Consider the following 14679-nt stretch of genomic DNA (forward strand, 5'->3'; position numbering starts at 1 on the left):
GCTGTGACCGACAAGCCACCGTGGTGGTTGCAACGACTTACGATCTCCCGGCCATCGATTTTGATGATTTCTGCGACCTCAACGATCCGAGCGCGCCAGCGTATCAAACCCGTCTTCCATCGATAACGCCGCCACTCGGTTGCGCCCGCTGTGCTTGGCCTGATAAAGCGCCGCGTCGGCCCGCTGGAGGAACACTTCAATGCTGTCCAGACTGCTGGGCACAAACGCGTAGCAGCCCAGGCTCACCGTCAAGTAGCCGGTAGGAGAGCCGGCATGGGTGATGTGTTGGTCGATAACGCTGCGGCGGATCTGCTCGGCCAGGGCCAAGGCCCCTTGCAGGTTGGTATCGGGCAGCAGCACCGCGAACTCCTCGCCGCCATAACGCACGGCAAGGTCAGCCTTGCGATGACAGCAGCCCTTGAGCACCTTCGCCATTTCTGCCAGACAATGATCCCCGGCCACGTGGCCGTAGGTGTCGTTGTAACGCTTGAAGAAATCGATATCGAGCATGATCAGGCTCAAGGGGCTGCGCTGGCGGGCACCCCGGCCGAACTCGATGTCCAGGGCCCGCTCGAACAGCCGACGGTTCGCAAGCCCAGTCAGGCTGTCATGGGTGGCAATCAGCTCCAACGCCTCCTGGGCCTTGCGCAGGTCCGCTTCGATCCGTTCGCTGTTGCGCAACTGGCGCACGAATACCCAGCCGAACAGGCAGATACCCAACACCACCAACGCTACGATGAGACTGGATTTGAAGGCTCTGTCGTGCCACCCCGCCAGAATCGCCTGTTCGGACATCGCGGCAGTGACCACCAGTGGATAGGCCTGTAAATGCTGGTGGTCATAGAGCCTGAGGACGCCATCGGCAGCGGAGCGGATGGTCGCGGTACCGGCGCTTTCGCTGTACAACTCATGCTGAAAGACCGGTTCCTCGGCCAGGGATCGACCGATTTTCGCCTCGTCGAAGGGGCGCCGGGCCAGCAAGGTCCCGTCGGACAAGGCCAGGACCATCTCGTCTTGATCAGCGAGGCTGAAGCTTTCGAAGAATCGATCGAAGTACGACATCTTGATCCCGGCCAACAATACGCCCTGGAAATTGCCGTCCTGATCATTCAAGCGCCGCGACACCGGGATGATCCACTCGCCATTTTGTCGACTGCGGATAGCCGGCCCGATATGAGCGATCAGGGCGGTGTTCTGCTGATGGAACGTAAAGTAGTCCCGATCTGCTACCCCTGGGCCCCTGTGCAGTTGTTCAAAGGACGTAATGACCCAATGACCGTGCTTATCGAACAGGAACAGGCCATGCAATTGCTCCAGGGCTTGCACGCGCCGGGCAAAGGTTTTCTGCAGACGTGGTTGCAGCGCCGGACCGAAACCGTCGCTCTCTATCCAGTCCGCCAGGCTGGTCAGGACCAGGTCTGTCTGCTGGAACGTGTCCTGAGCCTGTTGGGCCATGGCCCGGGTGAGGTTGGCTGAGGCGGTGCGCGCCGACTCCAGGTCGTAGCGACGAGACTGTTCCAGTTGCAAAAAAAGCAGGCCACACAGGCACAGGCAGACCGCCGCGATAAACGCCACCGCTGCCTTGAGCAACGGCAGGCGCTTGAGGGCACCGCCGGGGACATGGAACGGATCAAAATGGGGGATAGGCAAGCGAATTCCTGAGGGGGGCAAAGCATGAGCGAAACCCTCAAAGCCCCCAATATTCGTGAGCTTAGCCTACCGCCTGGGGGGGCGGCAATTTGCCGGTGTGGCATAGCCGATGGGTGGCTCAATGGATCCAAAATCCTGCGCATGGCCCTGTCAAATTCACCCGTTCTGGCCGGAAAATCCCCCCAATGGCGACAATCCCGGAAAGCCGGTTTTTTTCATGAATCGCTTTGCCAGGGCTATCAAAATTGCGTAACGCCCCATAACGTAGGTCGCCTTTGCCATCCAAGCACCGGCCGACCATGAATAAACCCATCCCGACCGTCGACGACCCGTTGTCCAGCCCCTCGGCCATCAGCTTGCGCGAGGCGTTCTGGTTCTGGCTCAAGCTGGGCTTTATCAGTTTCGGTGGGCCGGCAGGACAAATCTCGATCATGCACCAGGAGTTGGTGGAGCGCCGACGCTGGATTTCCGAACGACGCTTTCTGCATGCCCTCAATTACTGCATGCTGCTGCCAGGCCCCGAGGCGCAGCAATTGGCGACGTACCTGGGCTGGCTGATGCACCGCAGCTGGGGCGGGATCATTGCCGGGGCGCTATTTGTGCTGCCTTCGCTGTTCATTCTCATCACATTGTCCTGGCTGTATGTCGCCTTTGGCGAAGTGCCGGTGGTGGCCGGGATTTTTTATGGCATCAAGCCAGCCGTGACCGCGATCGTCGTGCATGCCGCCCACCGGATAGGTTCGCGCGCGCTCAAGAACAGTTGGCTGTGGGCCATCGCCGCCGGCTCGTTCACCGCGATATTCGCTTTCAATCTCCCCTTCCCGCTGATCGTGCTGGGAGCGGCGGTCATCGGGTACTTCGGCGGCCACTGGGCACCGGAAAAGTTCAGCCTGGGCGGGCACAACGCCACGCATCAGTCCTTTGGTCCGGCATTGATCGACGATGACACCCCGCCCCCGGAGCATGCCCGCTTCAGCGCCTTGCGACTGGCCCGGCTGGCGATCATCGGCGCCCTGCTGTGGGCCTTGCCGATGGGTGTGTTGACCCTGTTGTTCGGCTGGGAAGGCACCCTGACGCAAATGGCCTGGTTCTTCACCAAGGCGGCCTTGCTGACGTTTGGTGGCGCCTATGCGGTTCTGCCCTATGTGTATCAAGGCGCTGTCGGACATTTCGGCTGGCTGACCCCAACACAGATGATCGATGGTCTGGCCCTCGGCGAAACCACTCCCGGCCCGTTGATCATGGTGGTCGCTTTCGTCGGCTTCGTCGGTGGCTACGTGATGCAGGTGTTCGGCCCTGAACAGGCCTTCCTCGCTGGCGCGGTTGCCGCCACGCTGGTGACCTGGTTTACGTTCCTGCCCTCATTCCTGTTCATCCTCGCGGGTGGGCCGTTGGTGGAGTCGACGCATAACGAGCTGAAATTCACCGCACCGCTGACGGCGATTACTGCCGCCGTGGTCGGGGTGATCCTCAACCTGGCCTGCTTCTTCGGTTACCACGTGCTTTGGCCCAGCGGTTTTTCCGGTGCGCTGGACTGGCCGTCGGCAATCATCGCGCTCGCCGCCGCCATTGCGCTGTTTCGCTACAAACGCGGCGTCATCCAGGTGCTACTGGGATGCGGACTGACCGGCCTGGCCGTGCATCTACTGCGTTAGATGAGGCATTTGCTCAGGTAGGCCGCCGAGGCCGGGCACAATGATCTGAATTGGGCCGTTTCGCTGATCGACATCGGCGCCAGCGAACGGTCACGCGGCTGATACCCCTGGGCGACAAAGAAGCTGGCAGCACTGGCAGTGAGCAGGTGAAGGCGCTCCACACCTTGGTTTTTCGCAAAGTCTTCCAGAGCGACCAGTATCGCTGCACCTATGCCGCGCCCCCGCAGCCCCTCAGGGACCACCAGAGAGCGTAACAATCGGTCCGCGCCCTCCCCCTCGATCCCGCCAAATGCCGTCTGAGCGTCTGCTTGCTTGAAGCTGAAAAAACGTCGGCCCTGCTGGTTCAGGTCGTCCACTGGCAGACCCGCCAGGATCAGCGCCTGGCGCAACGGTTCCAACTCCTCATTGCTCAGTTCGGTCATGTGCATGGCATTGCTCTGACAGAGGTTCTGCCCAGGAAACTACGCCGCCAGCACTCTCCTACGCAACTGCTCGCGCAGAACAAAATTGAACGGCCCGTGCTTTGCGCGAACTAACCAGGTTCATGCCCTGCCCAGGTTCTCACACCAAAGTCGGCAAGGGCCAAAACCTGAACAGCAATGGCACAGGTGACCGTTCACATGGACTCAAGCTCTCTCCAGCTCCTTACCGACACCCAATTACTCGGCATCTCCATCGCCAACTGGCTCCTGGCCCTGGGTGTGATGGTGGTGAGTTTTATCATCGTCAGGGCCGGCATCGGCTTGCTGTTGAGAAAAGTGCAGGCCCGGGCACAGAAACCCGATGCGTACGTCAGCCACATCGCCGTCGAAGTCCTGTCCAGCACCAGCAATACGCTGTTGTTACTGGCCTCCATCCTCATTGGCGTCGGCGTCCTGGACCTGCCGGAGCGTTGGCTGGACCGGGTCAGCAGCCTCTGGTTCGTGGTCGCAGCCTTGCAGGTGGGGCTCTGGGCCAACCGGGCAATTGCCCTGGCGTTGCTGCACTATTTCGCCCGCCACAGCCACTCCGACATCCACCAGAAAAGCGCGCTGGCCACCCTGAGCCTGTGGGGCGCGAAGGTGTTTCTCTGGGCCGTGGTGCTCCTGGCGATGCTCTCCAACCTGGGCGTGAACATCACCGCCTTTATCGCCAGCCTCGGGGTCGGTGGTATCGCCGTGGCGCTGGCGGTGCAGAACATCCTCGGTGATCTGTTCGCCTCGCTGTCCATCGCCGTGGACAAACCGTTCGAGGTCGGCGACTTCATTGTCGTGGGGTCCCTGGCCGGCACCGTGGAACATGTCGGCTTGAAAACCACGCGGATCCGTAGCCTGGGTGGCGAGCAGATCGTGATGGCCAATGCCGGAATGATCAGCACCACCATTCAGAACTACAAACGGCTTCAGGAACGTCGCATCGTCTTTGAATTCGCCCTGCCCCATGACTGCTCGACAGAACAGCTAAGGCAAGTGCCGGTCATCGTCGAAAACATCATCAAGGCTCAGGAAAAGACCCGCTTCGACCGCTCGCACTTTCGCGGTTTCGGCGAGAGCGCACTGGAATTCGAAACGGTGTACATCGTGCTGGACCCCAGCTACAACGTTTACATGGATGTCCAACAGGCGATCAACCTGGGCATGATGGAAGAATTCGCCAGAATCGGTGTGCGGTTTGCGATCCCGGCCCGTACCGTTCATGTCGCCTCGCTACCCGATACGCAGGGGCAAACGTCCAAGGAAAACGCTCACAAGACCTCGCTGGAAGCCGCGCCTGAGTATCGCTCGCAGCATTAACCTCCAAGCACTTACCCTGTGGGAGCAAAGCTTGCTCGCGATGAGGGCGCATACGCAAATGGGCGCCCACTCGTATCAAATAAAGCTGACAGACCGCGAATTAGCTGGCGGATTGAGCAACGCATTGGCGCCGGTCTCAATCGCCGGCGGCCTGTTTTCCACCGGCGGTTTCCCTACGAGAAGGCTCAACGCGTTGTCGATCTCGTCGGCCGCCCCTTGTGCGTACTGTGCGTTTGCCCAGCTCCAATGGTGTTCAAACATCAACCCGCCCACCGCCTGCGCGCACAGTTCATCACTGCAGACCCCCATCTTTCCCGCCGCAGCGATCACGGCCATAAGGGCTTGCTCCAACTGGAAAATTCGCTCGGTAGTCACACTGACCCACTCGATAGGTAACGATCCCCTAGCCTACCAATATATCAATGTGCCACCAACCGCAGGCGCTCAACGGTCATCTGCTCAAACGGCCTTGGCTTGCGCCCGGGCGCGGATGTCTGGGCAATCCCGAACCGCGGCCCGTGCAGCCAGGATGCCGAGAACGGCTGCACCACCCAGCACAGCCGCGCTGGCTTCGAAAGTCGCCTGATAGCCGCTCAGATCGAAAAGGATGCCGCCCACCGTTGCACCCGCCGCAATCGCAAGCTGGATGATCGCGACCATCAATCCGCCCCCTGCTTCGGCATCATCTGGCAGCGTTCGCGCCAGCCAGGTCCACCAGCCGACGGGGGCAGCGGTGGCCACTAACCCCCAAAGCCCCAGCAGGATAATCGTGATGGTTGCCGACGCCCCGAACCCCACCAGGGCAAGTGCAATCGCTGCCATCTGCAACGGAATGACGATGAGCGTCCGATACAGGCCATTTTTCAAGAACGCACCGATCACAAAGGTACCCAGCAAACCGGCCACGCCAATCACCAGCAATGCAAACGAAAGCAAAGACACGCTCATCTGCGTCACCGTTTCAAGGAACGGTCGTAGATAGGTGAACAACATGAATTGACCCATGAAGAATGCGCTGGCAGCCAGCATGCCCAAGGCTATGGGGGCTCGCGCCATCAATTTGAACACGTTGGCGCTACCCTGCTTCGTCTGTGCCGGCATGGAGGGCAGGCGTAACAGCAGCCAGACCAAAGCGGTGGCGGCGACAGGCACAATGCAAAAGAACGCGCCACGCCAACCGATTATCTGCCCAAGAAAACTGCCCAGCGGCGCCGCCACCACCGTCGCCAACGCATTGCCGCCATTGACGATCGCCAGGGCCCGTGGGATCTGGTGATCCGGCACCAGCCGCATGGCCGTGGCGGCTGACAACGACCAAAAGCCGCCAATCGCAACGCCGATCAGTGCGCGTCCGGCCATGAATACCGCGTAATTGGGTGCCAATGAGACCACGGTTCCAGAAATGATCATCAACAGTGTCAGCAGCAGGAGCAAACTTTTACGGTCCACCCTAGCGGCAATCGATGCAATGAACAGGCTGGTGATCAGGGCGAAGGCGCCAGACACGGCGATGCCTTGACCGGCCTGCCCTTCGCTAATGTGTAGATCGGCCGCAATGGGCGTGAGCAGGCTGACCGGCATGAACTCCGATGCAACGAGGGCGAACGCAGCGAGGGACATGGCAAGCACCGCGCTCCACGTGGGGCGGTCTTGGGAGATGGGCAATACGCTATCGGTCATGGGATATGAATCCTGTGTTTCTTGAGCGTCGGGTCCACTGAAGACTCGAGGGGACGAACTGCGGCACCGAAGATCGCTGCCGCAGGACAAGAGGTGCCAAGTGATGGCGTGATTGAGGGAGTTACTTCAGATTGTTGCGAAAGAACCCGGCCAACTTGTCGAACGGGATCAGGTTCACCCGGTCGTAAAGGTCCACATGGTTGGCTCCCGGGATGATGAGCAACTCTTTGGGTTGCGCAGACCGCTTGTAGGCATCTTCACTGTACTCACGCGAGTGCGCCTCGGAGCCGGTGATAAACAGCAAAGGACGCGGCGAGATGCTTTCAATGTCATCGAACGGGTAGAAGTTCATGAACTTGACGTTGCTGGACAGCGTGGGCATGGTCGTGGTCTGCGGCGAAGCGCCGGCGGGAGTGACTTCGCCACGCGGGGTCCGGTAGAAGTCAAAGAACTCATCCGCGATGGCATCGCCCGTCAATTTCAGCGGTGAGCCAGAGGTGTACGCGGTTTTCCCACCGATAAACTCCACATAGCGCTGCTCGGCTGCCGTGGCCAGGAACTGCTTTTTCTGTTCCGCCGTTGTCGAGTTACCCAAGCCTTTGCGGTACAAGTCGCCATGGTTGTACATGCTGACCGTCGCGATGGCCTTCAGGCGCGGGTCGATCTTGGCTGCGCTGATGACGAAAGCGCCGCTGCCGCAGATACCGATGATGCCGATGCGCTCGCGATTGACGAACGGCCGGGTGCCGAGAAAATCCACCGCAGCGCTGTAATCCTCTGCGTACATGTCCGGCAACACTGCATTGCGCGGCGTACCCTCACTCTCCCCCCAGAACGACAAATCCAGGGAGAGCGTAACAAAACCCTGCTCGGCCATTTTGGTCGCGTACAGATTGGAACTCTGCTCCTTCACCGCGCCCATGGGATGACCCACGATGATGGCGGCGCTCTTCGCCTTCGGGTCCAGTCCCTTTGGGACAAACAGATTACCTGCCACCTCCATCCCGTATTGATTCTTGAAGGCGACCTTTTCCAATGTCACCTTGTCACTTTTGTAGAAGTTGTCAGCACCGTTGGACATATCAGCCCCCATGGATGAGCAAGAGACGATAAGCAGACCGAGGGCAAGCAGCATTCTTTTCACTGGATAGTCCTTCTGTTTGAGTGATTCGAGGGGTGTCGCCCGCGTAGGCTCGAACATGCATTGAGTAATGATCTCCTGAGTCAGGTCGGATCAAATTTTCAGCGCTCAACCCGGATTTCAGGTAGCGCATTGCGCTGCTTTTCTTGCCCGATCCTATGAGTTCACCCAGTTCGGGTAGGCAGCGCTTCGCTTGGCGAGTTACTGTTCTGCCTATAGCTATCAGCCCTGGACAACCCCCGAACCCGCCATGACCACCCAACGCAAATCCCTTCAAGAGACGCTCGCCGGAATCATTGACGCCCGGACCCCACAGACGGGGGACTTTGATATGCCGGTGGCCGGCCTTAGTTTCTTTCGACGTGAAGCCCCGGCGCGTCCCGTCATCTGCATGATCGAACCGAGCATCGTGCTCGTGGCCCAAGGCGTGAAACAGGTATGGGTAGGTGGCAAGGCGTATGGATACGACACCACACGATTTCTCATCACTTCGCTGGACATCCCCGCCAATTCTGAAGTGATGGTGGCAAGCCCGGAGCAACCTTGCCTGGGCCTGGTCTTCAAGCTCGACTTGCGCATGGTCGCCGATCTGGTCGCCCAGAGCGGCATGACGCCGTATCGAGACCGGCCCATCGGAATTGGCGCAGGCATTGGTACAGCAACACCTGAGCTTCTGGCGCCGTTCGCACGCTTGTTGGCGCTGCTGGATGAGCCTGACGCGATCCCTGTACTGGCGCCGCTGATCCAACAGGAAATTCATTATCGGTTGTTGATGAGCGACCAGGCTTCGCGGCTGCGTCAGATCGCCTCCGTGGACAGCCAGGGCTACCGGATCGCCAAAGCCATCGACTGGCTGAAATTGAATTACACCGAACACATCCGCGTAGAGGACCTCGCGGCGCGTGTGCAGATGAGCCCCCCCACCTTCCACCATCACTTCCGCCAGCTCACCGCGATGAGTCCGCTGCAGTACCAGAAGTGGCTACGGTTGAACGAAGCGAAGCGCTTGATGCTCAATGAACATATGGACGTGGCGAGTGCGGCCTTCAAAGTGGGCTATGAAAGCCCCTCGCAGTTCAGCCGTGAGTACGGCCGTTTGTTTGGCATGCCGCCCAAGCGGGATATTGCGACGTTGCGCGGGCCAGCCGATCACACCAAGGCTGTCTGATTCATTGTGGCTTGCCCCATTGTGACGAGGGAACTCCCTCGCCACGGCTCAGCTACATCGTTCAAATCGTCGCAACGTTGTCCGGGCTTTTCAGGCCCCGGCGCTGTTCAGTCCAAGGTCCATCAGTTCCTGGCGCCGTAATACTGCGCCATGTAATCCACAAACACTCGAACCTTGGCCGGCAAATTCCGCGCATGCGGGTAAAGCGCATAGTAGTGCCGCTGCCCAAGCGTGTACTCAGGCAGAATCCGCACCAGTCTTCCCGTCAGCAAGTCATCCTGCACCGTCGCCAGGGTAAACGCGGCAATGCCCCCGCCCGCCAGAGCGCAGGCGTGCAAGGCGGTGATGGTGTCCGTGTGAAAGCTGCTGGCGCAATCCACCGTGCTCGACTCCCCTGCTTCCCCCACCAGCACCCACTGCGTGGCCGAGGCATACGTCAGCAGCCGATGGTCGTTGAGTTCAGCAACGCCGCGAGGCAGCCCGCGCTTGAAGACATAGGCCGGTGCCGCCACCAGAACCAGCGGCGAAACGCTGAGCAAGCGCGCGACAAGACTGCTGTCGGCCAGCGGCCCGCAAATCCGTAACGCCACATCGACCCCATCGGCTACCAGATCGACAAGCGGATCCGAGCAGGACAGATCGACCTGGATGTCCGGATAGCGCTCCTGGAACCCCGGCAACCAACGGGCCAGCTCCAGCGTACCGATCACCAGCGGTGAACTGATGCGCAGCAGCCCGGAGGGCCGTTCCTGTTCCAGGGTCACCGCCTGGGACGCGGCATCAACGCGATCCAGAATATCCACGCAAGCGGCGTAGTAGCGCTCGCCTGCTGCCGTAAGGCTCATGCGTCGGGTATTGCGATTGATCAGACGCACGCCCAGCACAGACTCCAGTTGCTGCAAGTTGCGCGACACCGACGAATGAGTGGTGTCCAGTCGTTCGGCCGCGGCTGAAAACCCCTGAGCCTCCACGATGCAGCGAAACACGCGCATGGCGAGCATCTGATTCATATTTTCAGCGTACCGGCAGCTTGATGATTTGGGCGGTGGTCATCACATCACCGAAAGTATCCTCGACCTCGGCCAGTGCGGCCTTGTGCAAGGCGTCCTTGTCGATCGCTTCGCCACTGACCCGGGTGATCGCACGGGTAGCCGATGCATCGGAGGCGACCAACACATTGTAGCCAAGCGGCGCCGCATCACGGGCAGCACCGGCCACGCACGCGTGGGTCATGAGACCGGAGATGATCAGGTTTTCGATACCAGCGCTCTTCAAACGCTTGTCCAGGTCGGTACTGCCGAAGACGCTGACAGTGGTCTTTTGCAAGACAACATCCTGGGCCCGGGGCTGCATGTCCGGATGGAATTTCACGGTTTCGCCACCCTCGGCAAACACCGCCGAACCGGCCGGCGCAATGTGCTGAATATGGAACACCGGCATGTGGTGATCATCGGCGAAATCAATCAGTTCGCGAGTATTGGCCAACGCAGCAGCGCCGTCAGGGATGGGCATTTTGCCGGTGAAATATTCGTTCTGAAAATCGATTACCAGTAACGCGGTTTTACCGGCCGGGAGTTGGTTGACCGGCTCCGCGCCGGCCATGGCTCGAATGGTGGGATGGGCATCAGCCAATGCGCCGGTGCTGGCGACAATACCGGAGAACGCACAAGCGGCGAGCAAACGACGGGTAAAACGTTGCATGAGGGATTCCTTCACAAGTGGTTGAGTGAAGCAATCCTAGGGGGATAGTTCAGGCCGGAACACAGTGCGGCTGGAACAGGACTTGTTTGTGTTACGCACAAATAAACCCTCTTCCTCGGTTGAATCAGAAAGAAACCGCCGGTTCCTCGAGCATCTGGCACTGCCGATGGCAAACGACCCGGTTGCGCCCGCCGGTCTTGGCCTCGTAAAGCGCCTGGTCGGCGTCGTTGAGCCAGAGAGTGGCGTCGCCATAGGCCGGGTTGAAGGCGGCCAGGCCAATGCTCAGACTGCCCTTTAGCGCGGGGGCCTGCTCGTAGCCGAGCAGGGCGAACCGCTCACGCAGGGCCTCCATGGCCAGCACGGCATTGTGCAACGTCAGGTCCGGCAGAATCACGCAGAACTCGTCCCCCCCATAACGTCCGACAATGTCGGTGGCCCGCAGGTTTTGCTTGAGCATCTTGCCCAGCTGACGCAACACGATGTCACCAGCGCCATGGCCATAGGTGTCATTGATGGCTTTGAAGTGGTCGATGTCCATCAGCGCAATCACGCCGTGACCAGCCCCATCGTGTGGCTGTCGCAGGCAGCGCTGGAACTCCTCGTTAAGCCGGTCCTTCCACGCCCCATGATTGAGCAGACCGGTCAGGCTGTCGGTACGGCTCAGGGCCAACAACTCGCGCTTTTGCCGGCCCAGGATGTCGGTCTGGCGAAAACAGATCCAGCCCAACGCCAGCGGATATATGCACAACAGAGGCAAACTGGCATAGAGCTGCGCCGAACTGGTCATCGGCACACTGGTCAACGGGAAGATCGCCAGGCCCAGGGCGATGCCCGTCACTTGGACCGCCGCCCCGGCGAACAGAAAACGCAAGCCCCCGATGGAGACGTTGTTCATCGCCATCATTGCCAGCGTAACGGCCGTGGGCAGCGGATTGAATTGCATCGCAACGACCCAGAAACCGCCAAGAAAGGCGTCGATCAGCAAGTTTCGGCGTTCGGCCTGGTACGGCTGCGCCGCGCGACGGGCCCACTGATAGGCCACATGCGGCCATAACAAGCCGTTGAACAGCATGGCCCACCAGACCCAGGGTGCCGGGTCAAGGGGATAGACAGCGACACTCACCAACAACAACCCTAGCATCAGGCCCAGGATTCGTGAGGTGTAAAGCCTCCTGGCCAATGACAGTCCCTTTCGTCCCGTTCTTTGCATAGAGGCCTCTGTACCGAGGGCTTCCCGGGTTGTGGGATAGGGTTATTTGAAGTCTATCAGGGCAGCATCAAATAGCCACCATCAATGAAGGGGTATTTATTCGCCATCAAATGCACGGCTCCCCTCGGATTTTGGCTATACATGACAAAGGGAATCGGCAACCACCACCAGAAAGGAGGCCCATGCGCAGCTATCAGGTGTTGATCATCGGCAGCGGGTTCGGGGGCCAGTGCGCGGCAATCAATCTCCTCAAAGAGGGCATAAAGGATTTCCTGCTCTTGGAGCGACGGAATTTCTTCGGCGGCACCTGGTGCCAGAACACCTACCCCGGCGCGGCGGTAGACGTGCCGTCGCCCTTGTATTCGCTCTCATTCGCCGCTTACGACTGGAGCCGGATGTTCGCCGGCCAGGAGGAGCTGCACCGCTACACCCGGCACGTGATCGAACGCTTCGCCCTGCAGGACAAGGTACAACTGGGCGCGAATGTGCAGCGGGTGGCATGGGACGACAATGCCCGACATTGGATCGTCGACACCGCCAGCCTAGGGACCTTTCATGCGCAATTCCTGATCAATGCCACAGGCCCCCTCAGCCAACCGGTGATCCCTGATTTCGAAGGCCGGGATCGCTTCCAGGGCAAGACGTTTCACACCAATGATTGGGACCACACCTACGACTATCGCCACAAACGCGTTGCCATCGTCGGCAGTGGCGCCAGCGCCGCCCAAGTCATCCCGGCCATTGCGCCAGAAGTCGCCCATCTGCACGTGTTTCAGCGTACGCCCCACTGGGTACTGCCACGCCGCGACCGCACGTTCAACCGTCTCGAACGTTGGTTGCTGAGCCTGGCGCCGATGCGCACCCTGTTGCGCTGGTCGATCTACTGGCAATTCGAAACCCGGGTGATTGCGTTCAAATACTCACGGCCGGCGGTTCGCATGGTCCAGCGCCAGGCCCTGAACATGCTTGAGCGCCAAGTACCGGATCCGGTTCTGCGTCGTCGCTTGACTCCTGACTACCTGATCGGCTGCAAGCGCGTCATCCTGTCCAGTACGTTGTATCCGGCCCTGTGCCGGGCCAACGTCAGCGTGCATGGCCAGGAGCACGGCATCGCCGCCCTCGATGAAACCGGCATCATCACCCGGGACGGCCAGCACATCCCGCTGGACCTGATCATCTGGTCGACAGGCTTTGACGCCACCGACGGGGTGATTTCCTATCCCGTCACCGGCCGCAACGGCACCCGACTGCACGACGTCTGGGCCCAATACCCACGCGCCTACCTGGGTACCAGCCTGCCGGACTTCCCCAACCTGTTCATCGTGACCGGGCCCAACACCGGCATCGGTCACACCTCGGCACTGTTCATCATCGAGTCGCAGATGAACTACATCCTGGACTGCATCCGCACCTTGAACCGGCAAAACCTGCGCAGCATCGAAGTGCAGCCTGCCGCCGAACAGCGCTACACCGAAATGATCCACCGGGAAATGCAACGCACCGTATGGAAATCCGGCGGCTGTCACAGCTGGTATCAAAGCAAAAGCGGCCACGTCGTCGCGATGTTCCCCGGTTTCAGCTTCACTTATCACTATCTGACTCGTCGGCTCCGGTTGGCCGATCACATTCTGTCCTGACCCTGGAGGGCAAAGCATGTTGGTGTTGTGGGTAGTCCTCGCCGTGTTTATCGCCTGGAGCTGGCTGACGTATCCAGGCATCGGCCATGTGCTGTACGACATGGGCATGGCCCTGGAAGCGCGTCTGTACCGACTGCACAAGATCACGGTGCCCATCAGCGAAATGACCGTGTCGACCTGGCAAGGCGGGCCCTACGAAGCGTCCGGCAGCATATTGATGCTGCACGGCTACAGCGCCGACAAGAACCTCTGGCTGCGTTTTGCCCGGCATTTTGTCAGCGACTACCGGGTGGTGATTCCTGACCTGGCCGGTCATGGCGAAACCGGCTTCAAGGCCGGCGGCGGTTATGACATCCCGACCCAGGCCCGACGGGTGATCGAACTGCTGGATGCCTGCGGCCTGGACAAGGTCCATGTGATCGGCAACTCCATGGGCGGTCATCTCGCCGCCTGGCTGGCGGCGACTTCCCCGGACCGGATACTCACCCTGGCCCTGATCGACCCGGCCGGCGTCACCGCGCCCGAACCCAGCGACATGGAGCGGCACCTGGCAGCCGGCCACAACCCGTTTCTGGTGCGCTCGCGGGACGACTTCGCTCCGTTCTACGCGATGACGATGGCCTCGCCGCCGTGGGTGCCGAGTGTGGTGCTGGCGGCGCTGGCCGAGCGTTATGAGCAGCGCCGGGATGAACTGGAAGAGATCTTCGTGGATTTTCGCGCCAGCCCGCCGATGGAGCCGCGCCTGCCCGACATCCGCGCGCCTTCGCTGCTGCTCTGGGGTCGCAAGGACCGGCTGATTGACGTCAGCAGTGTGCCCGTATGGAGCAAGGGCATCGCCGACTTGCGTGTAGAAATCTGGGAGGGGGTAGGCCATATGCCCATGGTCGAGCGACCCGGGAGAACCGCCGCGCTGTATCGCGACTTTCTCAAGGGCCTGGGCCAGTGACCTTGATGCCGCTCTTCAAGGCTGCCTGAGCCACGGTGAAGTGGGCGGATCAGTCCCTGACAGAATGAAGTCCTGAAGATTCTTCGTTTGTCGACGCTGGTGAAGGCTGCGATCTTTCC

13 protein-coding genes are annotated in these 14679 nt (G+C 60.3%); 5 read left to right on the top strand and 8 right to left on the bottom strand.

Annotated elements, in window-relative coordinates:
• Positions 1–78 precede the first annotated feature (78 nt).
• On the bottom strand, positions 79–1650 hold the full coding sequence (locus T3A99_RS07010; protein WP_188251336.1) for a GGDEF domain-containing protein: 1572 nt from the start codon (positions 1648–1650) through the stop codon (positions 79–81).
• 299 nt (positions 1651–1949) lie between these two features.
• On the opposite strand from T3A99_RS07010, the gene chrA reads away from it, so the two are divergent.
• Complete coding sequence (gene chrA, locus T3A99_RS07015) at positions 1950–3305, top strand: chromate efflux transporter (protein ID WP_274090727.1); 1356 nt, start codon at positions 1950–1952, stop codon at positions 3303–3305.
• Here the strand turns inward: chrA and arsN2 are convergent.
• Entirely contained in the window at positions 3302–3733 is a 432-nt protein-coding gene (arsN2, locus tag T3A99_RS07020) for an arsenic resistance N-acetyltransferase ArsN2 (protein ID WP_274090728.1), read from the bottom strand. The genes chrA and arsN2 overlap by 4 nt on opposite strands.
• 192 nt (positions 3734–3925) lie before the next feature.
• On the opposite strand from arsN2, the gene T3A99_RS07025 reads away from it, so the two are divergent.
• Positions 3926–5077, top strand: coding sequence for a mechanosensitive ion channel family protein (locus T3A99_RS07025; protein WP_274090729.1), 1152 nt, complete (start codon positions 3926–3928; stop codon positions 5075–5077).
• A 75-nt stretch (positions 5078–5152) separates the two neighbouring features.
• On the opposite strand, the gene T3A99_RS07030 is transcribed toward T3A99_RS07025, so the two are convergent.
• From T3A99_RS07030 to T3A99_RS07040, 3 genes are all read right to left on the bottom strand, one after another.
• Positions 5153–5413 carry a hypothetical protein gene (locus tag T3A99_RS07030; protein WP_274090730.1) on the bottom strand — a complete coding sequence of 87 codons (261 nt, stop codon included), beginning with the start codon at positions 5411–5413 and terminating at the stop codon, positions 5153–5155.
• A 123-nt stretch (positions 5414–5536) separates the two neighbouring features.
• Positions 5537–6757 carry an MFS transporter gene (locus T3A99_RS07035; protein ID WP_274090731.1) on the bottom strand — a complete coding sequence of 407 codons (1221 nt, stop codon included), beginning with the start codon at positions 6755–6757 and terminating at the stop codon, positions 5537–5539.
• 121 nt (positions 6758–6878) lie between these two features.
• Positions 6879–7901, bottom strand: a complete 1023-nt coding sequence (locus T3A99_RS07040) for an alpha/beta hydrolase (protein WP_274090732.1) — start codon at positions 7899–7901, stop codon at positions 6879–6881.
• Between the two features lie 247 nt (positions 7902–8148).
• On the opposite strand from T3A99_RS07040, the gene T3A99_RS07045 reads away from it, so the two are divergent.
• Positions 8149–9066 (top strand): AraC family transcriptional regulator, encoded by a 918-nt coding sequence (locus T3A99_RS07045; RefSeq protein WP_047228519.1) that lies wholly within the window; start codon positions 8149–8151, stop codon positions 9064–9066.
• A 122-nt stretch (positions 9067–9188) separates the two neighbouring features.
• Here T3A99_RS07045 and T3A99_RS07050 read toward each other — a convergent pair whose 3' ends face one another.
• The 3 genes from T3A99_RS07050 to T3A99_RS07060 all read right to left on the bottom strand — a co-directional run bounded on the left by T3A99_RS07050 (position 9189) and on the right by T3A99_RS07060 (position 11977).
• Positions 9189–10076 carry a LysR family transcriptional regulator gene (locus tag T3A99_RS07050; RefSeq protein WP_305466309.1) on the bottom strand — a complete coding sequence of 296 codons (888 nt, stop codon included), beginning with the start codon at positions 10074–10076 and terminating at the stop codon, positions 9189–9191.
• Positions 10077–10080: 4 nt separating this feature from the next.
• On the bottom strand, positions 10081–10767 hold the full coding sequence (locus tag T3A99_RS07055; protein ID WP_076383957.1) for a cysteine hydrolase family protein: 687 nt from the start codon (positions 10765–10767) through the stop codon (positions 10081–10083).
• A gap of 124 nt (positions 10768–10891) precedes the next feature.
• A complete protein-coding gene (locus T3A99_RS07060) occupies positions 10892–11977 on the bottom strand; it encodes a diguanylate cyclase (RefSeq protein ID WP_076383956.1) in 1086 nt (361 codons plus the stop codon).
• A 182-nt stretch (positions 11978–12159) separates the two neighbouring features.
• On the opposite strand from T3A99_RS07060, the gene T3A99_RS07065 reads away from it, so the two are divergent.
• The gene (locus tag T3A99_RS07065; protein ID WP_076383955.1) at positions 12160–13614 is read left to right on the top strand and encodes a flavin-containing monooxygenase; all 1455 of its coding nucleotides are present in this window, start codon (positions 12160–12162) and stop codon (positions 13612–13614) included.
• 16 nt (positions 13615–13630) lie between these two features.
• Entirely contained in the window at positions 13631–14560 is a 930-nt protein-coding gene (locus T3A99_RS07070; protein ID WP_274090734.1) for an alpha/beta fold hydrolase, read from the top strand.
• The last annotated feature ends 119 nt before the right edge of the window (positions 14561–14679 follow it).

It is taken from the genome of Pseudomonas sp. N-137 (assembly GCF_034555295.1).
GTDB lineage: Bacteria > Pseudomonadota > Gammaproteobacteria > Pseudomonadales > Pseudomonadaceae > Aquipseudomonas > Aquipseudomonas rhizophila.